This window comes from Bifidobacterium sp. 2450 (assembly GCF_041900695.1).
GTDB lineage: Bacteria > Actinomycetota > Actinomycetes > Actinomycetales > Bifidobacteriaceae > Bifidobacterium > Bifidobacterium longum.
On the sequence record NZ_JBHEEA010000026.1, the window covers coordinates 1 to 15,062 of the forward strand.

General features: G+C 61.7%; 15 protein-coding genes and 1 tRNA gene. 9 read left to right on the forward strand and 7 right to left on the reverse strand.

All coding sequences use genetic code 11. The features are described 5' to 3' along the window. Positions 1–54: 54 nt before the first annotated feature. Positions 55–1,239, reverse strand: coding sequence for an IS256 family transposase (locus ACEUKI_RS10380; RefSeq protein ID WP_131218582.1), 1,185 nt, complete (start codon positions 1,237–1,239; stop codon positions 55–57). Positions 1,240–1,678: 439 nt separating this feature from the next. On the opposite strand from ACEUKI_RS10380, the gene ACEUKI_RS10385 reads away from it, so the two are divergent. From ACEUKI_RS10385 to mmsB, 3 genes are all read left to right on the forward strand, one after another. Beyond that, positions 1,679–2,791 carry a sugar-binding protein gene (locus ACEUKI_RS10385; RefSeq protein WP_013141214.1) on the forward strand — a complete coding sequence of 371 codons (1,113 nt, stop codon included), beginning with the start codon at positions 1,679–1,681 and terminating at the stop codon, positions 2,789–2,791. A 157-nt stretch (positions 2,792–2,948) separates the two neighbouring features. Then, positions 2,949–4,490, forward strand: a complete 1,542-nt coding sequence (locus ACEUKI_RS10390; protein WP_251848015.1) for a sugar ABC transporter ATP-binding protein — start codon at positions 2,949–2,951, stop codon at positions 4,488–4,490. Between the two features lie 59 nt (positions 4,491–4,549). Next, positions 4,550–5,764 carry a multiple monosaccharide ABC transporter permease gene (gene mmsB / locus ACEUKI_RS10395; RefSeq protein ID WP_374156854.1) on the forward strand — a complete coding sequence of 405 codons (1,215 nt, stop codon included), beginning with the start codon at positions 4,550–4,552 and terminating at the stop codon, positions 5,762–5,764. A 272-nt stretch (positions 5,765–6,036) separates the two neighbouring features. Here the strand turns inward: mmsB and ACEUKI_RS10400 are convergent, their stop codons facing one another. From ACEUKI_RS10400 to ACEUKI_RS10410, 3 genes are all read right to left on the reverse strand, one after another. Then, positions 6,037–6,381, reverse strand: coding sequence for a hypothetical protein (locus ACEUKI_RS10400; protein WP_181896302.1), 345 nt, complete (start codon positions 6,379–6,381; stop codon positions 6,037–6,039). A 90-nt stretch (positions 6,382–6,471) separates the two neighbouring features. After that, positions 6,472–6,792, reverse strand: coding sequence for a hypothetical protein (locus ACEUKI_RS10405; RefSeq protein WP_115770785.1), 321 nt, complete (start codon positions 6,790–6,792; stop codon positions 6,472–6,474). 194 nt (positions 6,793–6,986) lie between these two features. After that, the gene (locus ACEUKI_RS10410; RefSeq protein WP_008782901.1) at positions 6,987–8,507 is read right to left on the reverse strand and encodes a xylulokinase; all 1,521 of its coding nucleotides are present in this window, start codon (positions 8,505–8,507) and stop codon (positions 6,987–6,989) included. Between the two features lie 219 nt (positions 8,508–8,726). On the opposite strand from ACEUKI_RS10410, the gene ACEUKI_RS10415 reads away from it, so the two are divergent. The 5 genes from ACEUKI_RS10415 (at position 8,727) to ACEUKI_RS10435 (ending at position 11,883) form a co-directional block, all read left to right on the forward strand. Further along, positions 8,727–9,956: an ROK family transcriptional regulator gene (locus tag ACEUKI_RS10415; RefSeq protein ID WP_144169819.1), complete on the forward strand. Its 1,230-nt coding sequence runs from the start codon at positions 8,727–8,729 to the stop codon at positions 9,954–9,956. 117 nt (positions 9,957–10,073) lie between these two features. After that, positions 10,074–10,147 (forward strand) — tRNA-Ile (locus tag ACEUKI_RS10420). Between the two features lie 292 nt (positions 10,148–10,439). Next, positions 10,440–10,733 carry a hypothetical protein gene (locus ACEUKI_RS10425; protein WP_374156855.1) on the forward strand — a complete coding sequence of 98 codons (294 nt, stop codon included), beginning with the start codon at positions 10,440–10,442 and terminating at the stop codon, positions 10,731–10,733. A 2-nt stretch (positions 10,734–10,735) separates the two neighbouring features. Next, complete coding sequence (gene casB, locus ACEUKI_RS10430) at positions 10,736–11,377, forward strand: type I-E CRISPR-associated protein Cse2/CasB (protein ID WP_374156856.1); 642 nt, start codon at positions 10,736–10,738, stop codon at positions 11,375–11,377. After that, entirely contained in the window at positions 11,374–11,883 is a 510-nt protein-coding gene (locus tag ACEUKI_RS10435; protein WP_374156857.1) for a hypothetical protein, read from the forward strand. The genes casB and ACEUKI_RS10435 overlap by 4 nt, the downstream gene beginning before the upstream one ends. Before the next feature lie 97 nt (positions 11,884–11,980). On the opposite strand, the gene ACEUKI_RS10440 is transcribed toward ACEUKI_RS10435, so the two are convergent. The 3 genes from ACEUKI_RS10440 to ACEUKI_RS10450 form a co-directional block, all read right to left on the reverse strand. Continuing rightward, positions 11,981–12,235 (reverse strand): phage holin, encoded by a 255-nt coding sequence (locus ACEUKI_RS10440; protein ID WP_374156858.1) that lies wholly within the window; start codon positions 12,233–12,235, stop codon positions 11,981–11,983. Between the two features lie 66 nt (positions 12,236–12,301). Then, positions 12,302–13,420 carry a GH25 family lysozyme gene (locus ACEUKI_RS10445; protein ID WP_374156859.1) on the reverse strand — a complete coding sequence of 373 codons (1,119 nt, stop codon included), beginning with the start codon at positions 13,418–13,420 and terminating at the stop codon, positions 12,302–12,304. A 121-nt stretch (positions 13,421–13,541) separates the two neighbouring features. Further along, the gene (locus tag ACEUKI_RS10450) at positions 13,542–13,970 is read right to left on the reverse strand and encodes a PRTRC system protein E (protein ID WP_374156860.1); all 429 of its coding nucleotides are present in this window, start codon (positions 13,968–13,970) and stop codon (positions 13,542–13,544) included. Positions 13,971–14,059: 89 nt separating this feature from the next. Between ACEUKI_RS10450 and xerC the strand changes: the two genes are divergently transcribed. Then, complete coding sequence (gene xerC / locus ACEUKI_RS10455) at positions 14,060–14,929, forward strand: tyrosine recombinase XerC (protein WP_374156861.1); 870 nt, start codon at positions 14,060–14,062, stop codon at positions 14,927–14,929. The last annotated feature ends 133 nt before the right edge of the window (positions 14,930–15,062 follow it).

The window sequence follows — 15,062 nt, forward strand, 5'->3', positions numbered from 1 at the left end:
GGTAGTGCCCGAACTCTTGCGCACTTTGGTCTTCGCCCGTCCCTGTGGCGGTGATCAGTTCGCTGCTGGTACGGTCTCACCGAGCCTTGACATGTCGAGGTAGCGGCGCGTCGACCACTCGTCGGATGTCACGTAGCGGACCCTCGCGCAGACGAGCATCAACGCGCTGCGTCCGTCGGGGAACGAGCCGACCACGCGGGTCCTGCGCCTGATCTCGCGGTTGAGCCGTTCGATCATGTTGTTGGTGCGGATCCGACGCCTATGCTCGCGCGGGTAGTCGTCGAGCAGGTAGGTCGTGGTCTCGCCGATGCCCTCGCGCAGGCATTTGGCGGCCTCCTTGAGTTTCCTGGATTCCATGTCCCGGGCGACGGATTCGGCCTTCTCCAACGCCTTGTCGCGTGATTCCATGGAGAACACGGCCTTCAGTGCGTCGGCCGCCCAGTCGCGGTTCCCGGGGTTGACCCTGGCGAGTATGTTGCGCTCGAAATGCACCATGCACCGCTGGTAGCGGGCATCGGGCAGCAGCTCGCCCGCGGCGGCGACCAGCCCCGCGCACCGATCTCCCGTCACCAGTCTCACGCCCTTGAGGCCTCGTGCGAGCATGCCTTTGATGAATTCGCGCCAGCTTTCCGCGTCCTCCTTCATGCCCTCGGCCACCGAAAGCACCTCGCGCCGCCCGTCCATGCCGACGCCGATGGCCACCAGGATGCTCACGTTCTCCACGGACCCGCCCCAGCACCTTTTGTGCCACACGCCGTCCATGAACAGGTACGGGTAATCCTGTTCGAGGGGCCTGCCCCGCCATGCGTCGATATCCGCATAGACGCGCTTGAGCTTGTCGCTCAGGGTCTGCGAGGGCATGCGGTCGCCCCACAGGAGCCGGCTGACATCATCGACCTGGCGGGTGGAGACGCCGGCCAGGTACATGTCGATCAAGGCCTCCTCGACGCTCTCCTCACGCCGACGGTATCGTTCGATCACGGCCGACTCGAACACCGCGCCCTTGAGTTTCGGCACTTTCAGGCTCATTTTGCCGGCCTTGACGGTCAGGTCGCGCTCGTAGTGGCCGGCCCGGTACGCCTTGCGGTCCCCGCTGCGCTCGTAGCGCGCGGCGCCGGTGATCTCGTCGGCCTCGGCGTCGAGCATCGCGTTCAGGGTCTCCTCGACGCTTTTGCGGACCATCCGGTCCAGGGTGGTTTCCAACATGGCCTGGTCGACCTGTAGAATCTGCTGTGACATGGCTTCGTGCCCTCGTTTCCAATCGCGGTTTTCTAATGTCTGGCGACTGAAAATCGTACACAGGACACGGGCCATGCCCCTATCTCAAGCCCAAACCAAAGTGCGCAAAATCTCGGGCGTTATCGGCCGAAATGACTGGTATTTTTCTGCCGTCCGCCAGCCCGCCGCTTCGGCGTGGCGATGAACTTTGAGAAATTTCATCGATAAGATTGGTGAAAGCGCAAAAAAGGAAAACGCTGGAAAATACCCGTTGTTACCGCTCACATTTAGTTAACCGAATGAATCAACAGTGCTGTAATCCGTGCAATCTCTGGGAAAAGAGCGGTCGTCTGATTGTTAAATCAAAAAACTAATGGTATATTTTTATGCAGGTTCGGCAATGGTTGCCTGACCAAAAGGAAGAGGAAACAAGTTCCTATCAATGTCGAAAGGAATCCCCATGAATAAGTGGACCAAGGTGCTTGGTGTGGTTGCCGCGACCGCCATGTTCATCCCGCTGGCCGCCTGTGGCGGTAGCCGTGGCACGACCACCGCCGGTGGCGACGGTGGCAGCTCCGACACCGTCAAGGTCGGTATTTCGATGCCTGAGCAGATGCTCGAGCGTTGGAAGATCGATGGCGAGAACCTGAAGAAGCAGCTTGAAGGCTACGGCTATGACGTCACCCTGCAGTACGCGGATGGTAAGACCGATCTGCAGACCTCCCAGATTCAGAACATGGCCAACAACGGCATGAACTACGTAGTCATCGCATCCATCGACGGCACTGCGACCGGAGCTGCTGCCGAGCAGGTCGCCTCCAACGGCGGCAAGGTCATTGCCTACGACCGTCTGATCATGAACACCGACGCCGTTGACTACTACGCCACCTTCTCCTTGGAGGATGTCGGCAAGATGCAGGGCGAGTACATCGAGCAGAAGCTCGGTCTGAAGGATGGCAAGAAGGGCCCGTTCAACGTCGAACTCATGGCCGGTTCCCCGACCGATAACAATGCAGGCTACTACTTCAAGGGCGCTTGGGACGTGCTCGGACCGTACTTCAAGTCCGGCGTGCTGCAGTCCAAGTCCGGCAAGGTTCCTTCCTCTGCTGATGATTGGCAGTCCATCGGTATCGATAACTGGGATCGTCAGAAGGCCCAGAACGAGATGGAGAACCGCATCAACTCCTTCTACAACGATGGCACCAAGCTTGACGCCGTGCTCGCCCAGAACGACGCCGAGGCAACCGGTACCTACAACACCGTAGAGGCCGCTGGCTGGGACTACTACCCGATCATCACCGGTCAGGACGCCGAGAAGGCCAACGTGCAGGCCATCGTGCAGGGCAAGCAGTCCATGACCGTCTACAAGGACACCCGCGAGCTGGCCAAGGCCACCGCCGAAATGATCAAGGACATGGTCGATGGCAAGGATCCGAAGGCTCCTGACACCTTCAACAACGGCACTAAGGATGTTCCGTCCCAGCTGCTGACCCCGGTCACCGTGGACAAGGACAACCTCAAGGAAATCCTCGTCGACGGCGGCTACATCTCCGCCAAGGATGCTGGCCTGTGATCCGCAGGATCGCTGATTCGATTCATCCAACGGCCTAACGGCTAACAGATAAGGGGGTGCCGCGCTGCGTGGTTGCGGTACGGCGCCTTCATCATGCACAGGGGCATTACTATCGGAGGAGGTAGCTGTGGCTACGAACGGTGACGTGATTTTGGAGATGCGTCATATCGTGAAGCGTTTCGGCCCGTTCACCGCGTTGAACGATGTGAATATCATGGTCAAGAGGGGCCAGATGTTCTCGATCTGCGGTGAGAACGGTGCGGGCAAGTCGACTTTGATGAACGTGTTGTCGGGTGTGTACCCGTACGGCACGTACGAGGGCGACATCGTGTACAACGGCGAGACGTGCAAGTTCAGGACGATTCGCGATTCCGAGGAGAAGGGCATCGTGATCATCCACCAGGAGCTTGCGCTGGTGCCGTACATGTCGATCCAGGAGAACATCTTCCTGGGCAATCAGAAGAGGAAGGGCATCGCGATCGATGCCGACGAGCAGCGCCGCGTCGCGTACGACGTGATGAGGAAGGTCGGTCTGGACGAGAACCCGGACACCCTGATCTCGAACATCGGTGTCGGCAAGCAGCAGCTGGTCGAGATCGCGAAGGCTTTGACCAAGAACGTGAAGCTGCTGATCCTGGACGAGCCGACCGCCGCGTTGAACGACGAGGATTCGAGGAACCTGCTCGACCTGATCGACGGGCTTCGCCGCGAGCAGGGCATCACCGCGATCATCATTTCGCACAAGCTCAACGAGATCGCCTATTCCGCGGACGCGGTGCAGGTCATCCGCGATGGTCACACCATCAGCCATATCGACATCGACGCGGCCCACCCGCTGGACCAGGATGTGCTGATCCGCGACATGGTGGGCCGTCCGTTGACCAACCGCTACCCGGTGCACACCTCCAGGATCGGCAAGGAGATGTTCCGCATCGAGGACTGGAGGATGCGCCACCCGCTCGACGAGGCGCGTCTGGTCTCCAAGGACGTGAGCATCAACGTGCGTGCCGGCGAGATCGTCGGTCTGGCCGGCCTTATCGGCGCGGGCCGCACCGAGACCGCGATGAGCGTGTTCGGCCGCCAGTACGGCACCAACGCGTCCGGCAGGATCTTCGTGGAAGGCAAGGAAGTCAAGTTCCCGACCGTGCGTTCCGCCATCGACCACGGCGTGGCCTACGCGACCGAGGACCGCAAGGTGTACGGCCTGAACCTCATGAAGACGATTCGCGAGAACACGTCCCTGGCCAGTCTGAAGGAACTGTCGAACAGGCTGGGCGTGGTGGACGAGACCCGTGAGAAGCGGACGGCCGAGAAGTACCGCAAGGAGTTCCGCACCAAGGCGCCGACCATCGAGATGCCTGCCGGCAACCTGTCGGGCGGCAACCAGCAGAAGGTCGTGCTGGCCAAGTGGATGGCCACCGACCCGAAGGTCCTGATCCTGGACGAGCCGACCCGAGGCATCGACGTGGGCGCGAAGTACGACATCTACGAGATCATCGACCAATTGGCCGACTCGGGTTCCGCGGTGGTCGTGATCAGCTCCGAACTGCCCGAGCTGCTGGGCATCTGCGACCGCATCTACACGATGAGCAACGGCGTGATCACCGGCAACTTCGACGCCAGGAAGACCAGCCAGGAGGAGCTCATGCGCTACATGACCTCCGCCGTCCCGCTGCCCAAGGAGCGGGCCTTCGCCTGACCTCCGCGCGAATCGTTCCCACGTGCTTTGTTTGAAAGTTTGAAAGGATACCCTCCGAAATGTCTACCGCAACCGTAACCCCCGCAGCCAAGAAGGGCGGGGACGAACAGAGCCTGAAGGCCCTGCTGTTGGGCAACATGCGTTCCTACGGCATCTACCTGGCCCTCGTGCTGGTGATCGTCGTCTTCCAGATCCTGACGGGCGGGCGCCTGCTGAATCCGAACAACGTGGTCGCCCTGTTCCAGCAGAACGCGTACGTGCTCGTGGCCGCCATCGGCATGCTGATGGTCATCATCGCCACCCACATCGACCTGTCCGTGGGCTCCGTGGTCGCCTTCATCGGCGGCGTGGGCGCCCTGGCCATGAAGCACGGGGTCCCGTGGTGGGCCGCGATCCTGCTCATGATCGCGATCGGCCTGGCCATCGGCGCGTGGCACGGCTTCTGGGTCGCCTACGTCGACGTGCCCGGCTTCGTGACCACCCTGGGCGGCATGCTCATCTTCCGAGGCCTGGCGACCGTGGTCGCCGGCGAGTCCATCCCGGTGTCCAACGCCTCGTTCCGCGCCATCTCCAAGGACTACATCCCCACCATCTTCGTCGGGCCGTTCGCCCTGACCGCCCTGGTCGTCGGTCTGGCCGCCATCGTGCTCGTGGTCTGGAGCCAATTGTCCAAGCGCGCCAGGGCCGTCAGGAACGGCCTGCCCGCCCAGCCCATGAGCTTCGTCGTCCTCAAGTGCGTGGTCGCCGCGCTGGCCATCGGCTACGTGACCTACCTGCTGGCCATGTCCGGCAACGCCACCCAGGGCGGCATCCCGATCGTGCTCGTCATCATCGGCGTGCTCGTGTGCGTCTACTACTTCGTCCTCAACCGCATGGTCTTCGGCCGCAACGTGTACGCCGTGGGCGGCAACCGCAAGGCCGCCATCCTCTCGGGCATCGACACCAGGAAGGTCGACTTCGAGATCTTCCTGAACATGGGCTTCCTGGTCTCCATCGCCTCGATCATCACCCTGTCCCGCCTGGCCTCCGCCTCCGCGCAGACCGGCATGGAGTTCGAGATGGACGCCATCGCGGCCTGCTTCATCGGCGGCACGGCCGTCACCGGCGGCATCGGCACCATCCCCGGCGCCATGGTCGGCGCCCTGATCATGGGCGTGCTCAACCAGGGCCTGTCCATCATGGGCGTGGACGCCGCCTGGGTCAAGACCATCAAGGGCCTCGTCGTCATCGCCGCCGTCGCCTACGACCTGCTCTCCAAGAAAAAGAAAGGCTGAGCTAAACCTGGCCTCCGGGCCCGCCCGGTGGCCACGGGGATGGACCTGAGTTCCATTCCTCCTCCGAAAGGGACGCTGTTGCACGCAGCGTCCCTTCTCCGTTTGTCGCGATGGATGGATCCCGGTGTACGTTCTTCGCGAAATCAGCCCTGACTTGGGGTGTATTTCGACAATATGATTCGGCGATGTGCCTCAGCGGATATGTGCGGCCAATGAAAAAGCGGGATACCGATGTCGATATCCCGCTTTCAGCGAATAGATAAAGCCAGAGCCTACTTCTTCTTGTCTTTCTTAACGCGCTTGGGCTTTGCCGCCGACTTCTTGGGCTCGAAGAACGGCCACTTATTGAGGGCCCAAGTGTGCAGAGCGGGGATTTTCGCCACGGCGAAACCGATGACCAGGCCGATAACGATGGCCCAAGTTTCCATGTCGCGGTTCAGGAGCAGCAATCCGATGAACACCAACGCAATGATGAAGCTCATCATCTGCGATGCTTTTGACTGCTTGGCGGTCACCAAGTCGGCCTTCAACGGAATAAGCCCTAGGAACATGCCGCAGGGCACGCAGATGACGGCCAATACCACACTGAGAATGATTGACAAGGTTGTTGCGTCCATAATGTTCTGATGTTCCTTTGGTGAAGTGATGAATTCGGATGAAGTGATTATTGATTGCGACTGTGCCGAGGCGACTTATGCGTTGACGACTTATTTGCTGGTGGTGTCGTCGGAGGCAGTGGTGCCATCGGAATCAGCGCTGCCATCGGATTTGGTGCTCTCGTCGGATTCGGCGCTCTCATCGGCATTATCGTTATCATCTTCGTCATCCTTGCCGGGCTGACGCCACCACAGGATCAGTGCGTTGACTGCACAGTAGACGGCTGCGATACCGATGCACACCAGGAAGATGATGTTCGAGGTGCTGATCATCGTGCCATCGGCCATTGCTTCTTTGGCGGATTGCCATATCCAAATCACGCATGCGACGGCGGTCAGGGCGTACAGCATCATACGGGAGCGGTCGTTCATAGAAGAATCTCCAGACTTGTTCAAACGGCTTGATCATAGCCGTATTTGTGGATTGCGTGGGAAACGAAAAATGCCGCCATGTGTGCTTCAGCGAGGAGCGCGGTATAACAGCGGCTCTTCGCGATGCTCGCCATGGCGGCATTCATCAGGAATCGTTATTCAGTTGTTATCTCATGGATTGTGCTGGCAGCGTATCAGCCGCGCGCCTTGGCGTACGCCTCGTACACGGCTTCGGTGGGCTCGCCGGTCTCCACGCCCTCGATGGTGAGCTGCCAGGTCGGCGGTTCGGCCTCGCCGGACAGCACCCAGGCGGCCTGACGGGCGGCGCCGATGGCCACATATTCGTCGGTGGCCGGACGGGTCACGTCCATGCCGAGGATTGAGGGGGCCAACGTGCGGATGGCCACGGACTTCGCGCCCCCGCCAATGAGCAGGATGCGGTTGATCTCGGCGCCCAGCGAGCGAATCAGCTCGAGGCAGTCGCGCTGGGAACACAGCAGGCCTTCGACGAATGCACGAGCCAGATTCTCCTTGGTGGTGTTGTGCAGGGTCAGGCCAGTCAGCGAGGCAGTAGCGTCCGGGCGGTTCGGCGTACGCTCGCCGTCGAAGTACGGCACCAGGGTGATGCCGCCGGCACCCGGCTCGGCCTTGAAGGCCAGTTCGGCCAGCTCGTCGTAGTCCACGCCCAGGGCGGCGCGACCGGCGTCCAGAATGCGCGAACCGTTGATTGTGCAGGCGAGCGGCAGATAGTGGCCGGTGCAGTCGGCAAAGCCGGAAATGGCGCCGGTCAGGTCGTACACCGGGTTTTCAGCGATGGCCGCGGCCACGCCGGAGGTGCCGAGCGATACGGACACATCGCCCACGGCCATGCCGAGGCCCAGCGAGGCCATGGCATTGTCTCCGCCGCCGGGGCCGATGATGCAGCCGCCTTCAACGTCCTTGCCGGCAATGGCGGGGTCGGCCTTGACGGCGGCTGCCTCACGCGGGCCCAGCACGGTGGGCAGCACAATGGCGTCGGCGTGAGCCTTGGCGGCTTCCTCGCCCTCGGCAGGGGCCAGCACCATGGCGATGAGATCACGGCGGTACTCGTCATGCGCGGCATCGTAGTAAATGGTGCCGGAAGCGTCGGAACGGTCGGTGAACAGGGCTTCGAGATGAGCGTCCTCGCCCTCGGCCACCGGGCCATAGCCGGCGATACGCCAGCTCAGCCAATCGTGCGGCAGACAGACGGCGGCAATCTTCTTGGCGTTCTCAGGCTCGTTCTCGGCCACCCACGCCACCTTGGTCAGCGTGTAGGAGGCGACGGGGGAGGAGCCGACGGCCTTGACCCAGCGCTGCTTGCCGCGGGCGGTCACGTCGTCCGGTTCGTCGCCCTCGGCCGGAGCTGCACCGAGCTTGTCGATCAGGGCGGCGGCCTGCGGGGCGGAACTGGTGTCATTCCAGAGCATCGCATCGCGAATCACGTTGCCCTGCTTGTCGAGAATGACCATGCCATGCTGCTGGCCGCCAACCGCGAGGGCCGCGACATCGTCAAGCCCGCCGGCCTGCTCGGCGGCCTTGGTGAAGGCCTCCCACCAGAATTCCGGGTTGACCGAGGTGCCATCCGGGTGCTTGGCCTGCCCGAACCGAACCTGTTCGCCGGTGGCGGCATCCGTGATGCGGACCTTCGTTGATTGGGTTGACGTATCTACGCCGGCAACCAGTACTCTCGTCATGCATTCCTCCTCGATGAGGGTCGCGCTCAAAAGTTTCGGCGCGCCATAGCCAATAAGTTAGACGATTAAACTATACTGTATCTCAACGTTCGATTGCAAACGGAAACACGCGAAGGTGCGGTCCGATTCAATCGTTTGACGCACAATATCATGGTGTGATAGACGGATGTGAGCGCCTGTGCGGCGTTTGAGACTAAGGGTGCGAGGAGGTAGGGGCCAATGGCAAATCTACGCAGGATCAATCAGGAGGATCTGCGCAACCATAACCTGTCGGTGACGCTCGACACCTTGTTGCGTGCGCAGAAACCGATGAGTCGTGCCGATCTGGCCAAGGAGACGGGCCTGACCAAGGCCACGCTCTCGCTGCTGGCCTCGATGCTCATTGAAAGCGGCGTGGTGCAGGAAGGCGAACCGGTCGTCTCCACCACATACGGCCGCCCCAGCACGCCGCTGGAGATTCGCGGCGGATCCATCGCCGGCATCGGCCTGCAGATCAACACCGATGGTTACGGTTGCCTGGCACTCGATCTGAACGGCGACACTCTCGGTCAGGAGTGGGTGAGTGAGGATATGACCGGCACTGACCCATACGAGATCTTCGCCAAGCTCGATGCGATGACCTTCCCGTTGGAAAGCCGACTCAAACGACGCGGCTGCAAGGTGGTGGGGGCCGGGCTCGCGCTGCCGGGCATCGTCACCGACGACATGTGGCTGTTGGTGGCCCGCAATCTGGGTTGGGAAAACGTCAACCTCACCCGGTTCAACGTGGTACGCCGGCTGGATGTGGTGGCCGGTAACGAAGCGAAGATGGCCGCCATCGCTCAGATTCCGGGGTATGCCACCGAACGTGCGTCCTTCCTGAATGTGGTGGACCGCACGGACTCCTTTATTTACCTGTCTACCGATATCGGCATCGGCGGCGCGGTGGTGCGCGACGGCGAAGTGGTGATGGGCTCGCACGGATTCGCCGGCGAGATCGGCCATCTGTCCGTGGCGATGGATGGGCCGTTGTGCAGCTGCGGGCGTCATGGGTGCCTTGAGGCGTTTGCGGGCCGTCGCGCTTTGGTCGAGGCTGCCGGCATTGCCGAGGATGGGGATGCCACCAGCAGCGAGGCCATCGATGCGTTCCTCCAGCGTTGGCGCGCCGGGGATTCGGATGTGGCCAAAGTGGTCGATCAGGCCGCCGATGCGCTGGTTTCCGCCATCGCTTCCGCCGTGAATCTGGTGGATGTCGATACGGTGCTGTTGGGCGGACTGTGGACGCACTTCGGCGACGAGCTGGCCACCGTGCTTGAAGGCCGGCTGCGTTCGGAAATTCTGGGATACCCTAATGTGAAGATTCGCGTGTTTGTGCCGCCGGTGGCGCTGCATCCCTCGCTATATGGCGCGGCCGAAATGGGCTTGCGACGGTTCATCGAGAACCCGTTGAGGTACATGGGGGAGAAGTAGCGCCGGGAGATGCTGCTTGTTGCTGGCGGGTGCATGGCATGGGTGCATGACGCGCGTGCCGGCGTTAGCGGGCTCGTGCTACACTTTGGCAAGTTGGCTGTTTTGCGCAGCGAACGTGGGGCCGTAGCTCAGTCGGTTAGAGCATGCGACTCATAATCGCCCGGTCCAGGGTTCAAGCCCCTGCGGCCCCACTCTTTTAAAATCGTTGAGAATGGCCGCTTTGCCTTACGTGAGTAGGGCTGAGCGGCTTTTCTGTTTTATCCGGTTTTATCCTCGTTTATCCGGTTTTATCTGGATAATGTGGGCAAAATGTGGGCAAAAATCGAGCGCCGTCACGGTGGGGTGGCGGTGCTCGGGGTCCTCCGGGTGCCGGAAAAAAGTGGGGCTGGTTTGGTTTGTCGCGACACGCCATCTCATGTTATAGCTTGCAACTCGATGTTACATCCTGTAACCTGTAGTTACAGGCAAAAACATGAGGAGGATATGATGGACATCACGATAACCACCGCCGCGCGACGCATAGCACGCGAGACCAACGGGACAGCGAAAAACGTCTCGAACTTTTTCGACCTCGAAGGCAACGCGTTCGCGAGCCTGCCCGCGGACTGCAATTGGACGACCGGCATACCGGAGGGCGCGGTGCTGCGCCTGAACGGAGGGCATATCAGCCAGCACAACGCCGCAGTGCTGCTTGAGGCGGTACGCCGCTACGGGCCGTTCCCCGAACGCAACCCACTGGCATGTGGGTTCATCGACGGCAACTGGCGGGAACGCTGACCATGGACGATCGGGGTTTCCAACGGCTCGCCCGCCTGCATGTCCGGAACCTGCTGGAGGGCGGACGCCAACGGGCCAACGGGATTCGCCCAAGGGGGCTCGTCCGCGAGGACGAGGGCGAACGTCATGCCATAGGCCTGCTGCGCCGGCTGTCCCATAACCCGCTGCCGTGCACGCTCGACCCGCTCATACTCGAATGGGTCGAGTGGGGCCAGGCGCAGCCAATGCCCGAACCCTACGGGACGGCGGCATGGCAGACCATGTGCCTGCTGGCCAACCACGCGCAATCCCCCCGCGACGCCTCCCTCCTGATCATGGCAATCGACTCGCGCACCACGTTCGCCGAGGCGATGCGCGAATATAGACGGCTCTTGCACCCCAACGAACGATTGGCGGACTCGCGGATGACGGCCACATGCCGCAGCCTGCTCAACGACCCGGACGGCGCGGGATACCAGAAGCTCCTGCACTGCGTGAGACTCCTGCACACCCGACATCTGGGATTCGACTACACGCGCATGGCCGGAGACCTGGCCCGCCTCCACCAAGGCAGAATCGAGGCGGCAACCGTGATGACCCAATGGATGCGCGACTACCAGACGGAACGACAGGACGAAACCGACGAAACCAAGGAGAACCATTGAGCGACCTCAACGACACCATCGACCGGCTCCTCGACAACTGGGAGCTGCACAACAAACTCGCCGAACAGACCCGGCAGGCCGACACGGAACGCGAACGGCTCGTCAGGACCGCGTTCGAGCAGGGCGCGGACTACAGTCGGCTCACGATCTCCACCGGACTGACCCGCACCACGCTGTGGCGTATGCGCAAACGGTTCGACAGCGAACCCGTGGACGCCGGATGGGACATCGCATCGGATCGGGAGACGCGCGTCAACACTCCGTCCGAATTCGTGGAGGATACGATACGGGAGCTCCTCAGGGAACGGTTCGACTCTCTGGCCGATGATTCCGACGATGGCGATGTGGCGGTGGAATGGTGGGATGACCCGCATCTGAACGCCGCGCAACGCGCGTTGCGTGATGACGTGGCCCGGCTCGCGTTGCGAGCCCAGACCACCAAGTCGGATACCGTGGTCGACCCGGCGCTCGGCGTCCGCATGACGCGCTCAGGCAAGGTGGATTAGGCTGCACCTCGGTAGAACGCAAAATCGGCCCCGTCCGGCCGCAGTCCCAGCTCTGTTGAGCTGTCTGCGATGCCGGACGGGGCCGAACTATGTGTGGTTACGCGGCGAGGCGTTGTTTGATGGCGCTGACGCCGATGAGCGTGCCGGCGAGGATGCCGAGCGCGTTGAGCGTGGTCACTGTCGCGTCCACGTGAGGCCAGTCCCATGCGGGGCCGACCGTGCCCACGAACACGGCGAGTGCGGGCAGGACGATGAGGCCGAGCCATTTGAGGACGTCGTAGACGCGGCTGGGGATGAGCCAGTCGGGCGCGGTGTCGGTGGACGCCGGCGTTTCGGTGTTGTTGTCGGTCATATTTTGCTCCGATCAAAAAATGGGGTGATGCCGCCATCGGGGGAGTGACGGCGGCATCGGTTTGGGTTAGCGGCAGGTCACCACGTCGCCCACGTAGTAGACGTTGATGTTGCCGCTGGGGACCGAACACTGGGAGACGTTGTAGCCGTGGGAGGTGGCGAACTCCCACACGGTGTCGCCCCATTGGAGGGTCTTGGAAACCCCGTTGGACGGCGCGGTGGTGGCGGTGGCGCCGTAGGTTACGACGTCGCCCACGTAGTAGCGGTTGATGTCACCGGAAGGCGTGTGCCACGCGGACAGCGGCCAAGCGTCGTACGTTACGGCGAGTCCCCAGATGGTTTCTCCCCATTGCATGACGTGGCTGATGCCACCCGTGTTGGTGTTGGTCTGTGGTTTGCTCGGCTGCACGGGCGCGGGCGTTGCCGGCTGGGATGGGGCCGTGGAACCGGTGGGGTTGGCGTAGAGGTCCCACTGCCATGCCTCGCCACGGAACACGTTGAGGTCGATGGGACTCCACGTGTTAACCACGCCGGTACCCGAGTACTGGCGCATGGCCTCGCCGTATGCGCCCAGCATCCACGGGGATGCCTGATAGCCGGTCGGGCTCATGTTCGCATACTGGGCGATCCACAGGCCGTACCGGTTGCGGATGTCCTGCGGGATGGTGCCGGCGACCGGGCCGGTATACAGCAACGGACGCACGCCACCGGAAAGACGTTCGCATTCCGTCATGAAGCGGCGTACCCAGTCCCAGTTGCCCCATGCGGGGTTGTCGTCCATCTCCCAGTCGAGCGCCACGATGCCGTGACGCCAATAGTTCGACGTGTTCGTGTAGAAGAACCGGGCTTCGGCCTCCGGGTTGCCGCCCATCGCGTAATGGTACAAACCGAATTTCTTGCCGCTGGCCTGTGCCTGGGCGATCATGCGGTTGGCGTCGGTGTTGACGCCGGACACGAGGCAGTTGTTGTACACCTGTCCCGTGCCCCATGTGGTGCCGACGATCACGAAGTCGGCCTGCATGTTGTACACGTCCGCGCCGCACTGCCAGTTGGACATGTCCACGCCCTGCATGTCCGCGTGCGCGGTCGCCGGGAGCAGCATCACGCACATGGCGGCGGCCAGCGCCGTGGCCTTGGCGAGCAGACGCTTATGCCACGGCTTCGGCTTGTCCTTGTTATTGACCAATGGTTTCCCCTTTCTCGGGATGGATTGTTGTTTGTGGCCCACGGTCGTGGGTCAGGATTATCGGGGCGGTATATGGAAAAGCCCCACGCCATACCGTGTGGGGCTAGAATCAGGTCATTGTTTACTCCTCCTTATTGGATTCGATGATGGTTTCGGGGGCCACGTCCGGACGAAGCTCGTCCGGCAACGAAGGTTTCGGATGACGTTTCAAAAACTTGGGTTCTGTGACTTCGCAGAACGATTGAAGCCAGTGGGACAGGCCGCGCACATAGGCCACGGCCTTGAAATACTTGCGCTGCACCTCCTCCAAATGCCGGATCTGATTCTCCTGATAGGCGACCTGCTCACGCAAAGGGTCGATGATGCTGCCCGTGAGAATCTTCACGGCCTTGTCGGCCGCGTCGGCGGTGATGCCGTCGATGTCGGCCTCGGTTTTCCTGCGGTTGCTCCACGCTCCCACAAGACCGCCAAGCCCACCGCCACCAATGAGCGCAAGGATGACCGCGCTCCAGAATTCCATGGAGCCTAATAACTGTTGGAATGGGGGCATCCCGTTCCCCTCTCTTCTTTTTTGGGAAAACCCACACGTTTCACCCGTTTGGACAGGCCAGACGGCGTGTGGGTTTTCGGAGGTCGAAAATGCTGTTACGAGAGTTTTGGAACGACCGGTTTTGGCCGTATTGCACGCGGAATCTGCGTGAGAGCACGCGCGTGGGCTACGAGTCCGCGTGGCGGCTGCATGTCATGCCATGCTTCGGTGGCATGGATATGGGCGCGATAAGCGTGGAGCTTGTGGACAAGTGGCTTGCGGATTTCGACACTGCGGGAGCCGCACGCAAGGCATGGGCCGTACTACGCGCGATACTCAGGCGGGCTATCCGTTGGAACCTGTTGGACGTGGACATCACGAGACGTGACATCCAGCTGCCGGCCAAAACTCATTACGAGCCGACCATATTAAGCATCCGCCAGCAACGCGCACTGTTGCAGGGCTTCTACGATCACCCTTTGGAGGCGTGGATTATCTGCGCCGCCTCATGCGGGCTGCGCACCGAAGAAGGCTACGGGCTCGAATGGTCGGATATTGACCTGCGCTCAGGTGTCCTGCATGTCGAGCGTGGCCTGCAATGGGTCAGCGGGCATGAGGCCGTCGTACCGCCGAAAACCGAACTGTCCCGCCGCACGCTGCCGTTGCCGCGCTTCGCAATCAGACGGCTGCGTGAACTCAGGCCACGCGAGGGAGGCCGTCTCATCGGCCCCCTCACCCCGCCGCAAGCCGCACGCCAATACGCGAGCTGGTGCAAACGGCATAACCTGTCGTATGTGCCCGCACGCAACCTGCGCCACTCATGGGCCACGAACACTCTGGCCGCCGGGGCTGACATCGCCATCGTGAGCAAAATGCTCGGCCACAGCGATATCAAAACCACCGCGAAGTACTACCTCAAACCGGATATCACGGCTTTGCGAGACGCGCAACGCCTCTGGGAGCGGGCCTTGGTCGCCTGAGCGGGTTTCCCTAACCCAGACCAAAGTGCTGACGCTGATTAACTCCACTTACGGTACCGTCAAAGGCTACCGTCGTGGCTCGCTCGTCACGTTGCGCATCGACTGGAAGTCCTCGGCCTCGGGCTCGTGGAGC

Coding starts and splice junctions, on each gene's coding strand:
- ACEUKI_RS10390 (WP_251848015.1), top strand. CDS start 2,949: ATGCGTCATATCGTGAAGCGTTTCGGCCCGTTCACCGCGTTGAACGAT.
- ACEUKI_RS10385 (WP_013141214.1), top strand. CDS start 1,679: ATGAATAAGTGGACCAAGGTGCTTGGTGTGGTTGCCGCGACCGCCATG.
- ACEUKI_RS10450 (WP_374156860.1), bottom strand. CDS start 13,970: ATGCCCCCATTCCAACAGTTATTAGGCTCCATGGAATTCTGGAGCGCG.
- xerC (WP_374156861.1), top strand. CDS start 14,060: ATGCTGTTACGAGAGTTTTGGAACGACCGGTTTTGGCCGTATTGCACG.
- ACEUKI_RS10415 (WP_144169819.1), top strand. CDS start 8,727: ATGGCAAATCTACGCAGGATCAATCAGGAGGATCTGCGCAACCATAAC.
- ACEUKI_RS10405 (WP_115770785.1), bottom strand. CDS start 6,792: ATGAACGACCGCTCCCGTATGATGCTGTACGCCCTGACCGCCGTCGCA.
- ACEUKI_RS10400 (WP_181896302.1), bottom strand. CDS start 6,381: ATGGACGCAACAACCTTGTCAATCATTCTCAGTGTGGTATTGGCCGTC.
- mmsB (WP_374156854.1), top strand. CDS start 4,550: ATGTCTACCGCAACCGTAACCCCCGCAGCCAAGAAGGGCGGGGACGAA.
- ACEUKI_RS10425 (WP_374156855.1), top strand. CDS start 10,440: ATGATGGACATCACGATAACCACCGCCGCGCGACGCATAGCACGCGAG.
- ACEUKI_RS10380 (WP_131218582.1), bottom strand. CDS start 1,239: ATGTCACAGCAGATTCTACAGGTCGACCAGGCCATGTTGGAAACCACC.
- ACEUKI_RS10410 (WP_008782901.1), bottom strand. CDS start 8,507: ATGACGAGAGTACTGGTTGCCGGCGTAGATACGTCAACCCAATCAACG.
- ACEUKI_RS10440 (WP_374156858.1), bottom strand. CDS start 12,235: ATGACCGACAACAACACCGAAACGCCGGCGTCCACCGACACCGCGCCC.
- casB (WP_374156856.1), top strand. CDS start 10,736: ATGGACGATCGGGGTTTCCAACGGCTCGCCCGCCTGCATGTCCGGAAC.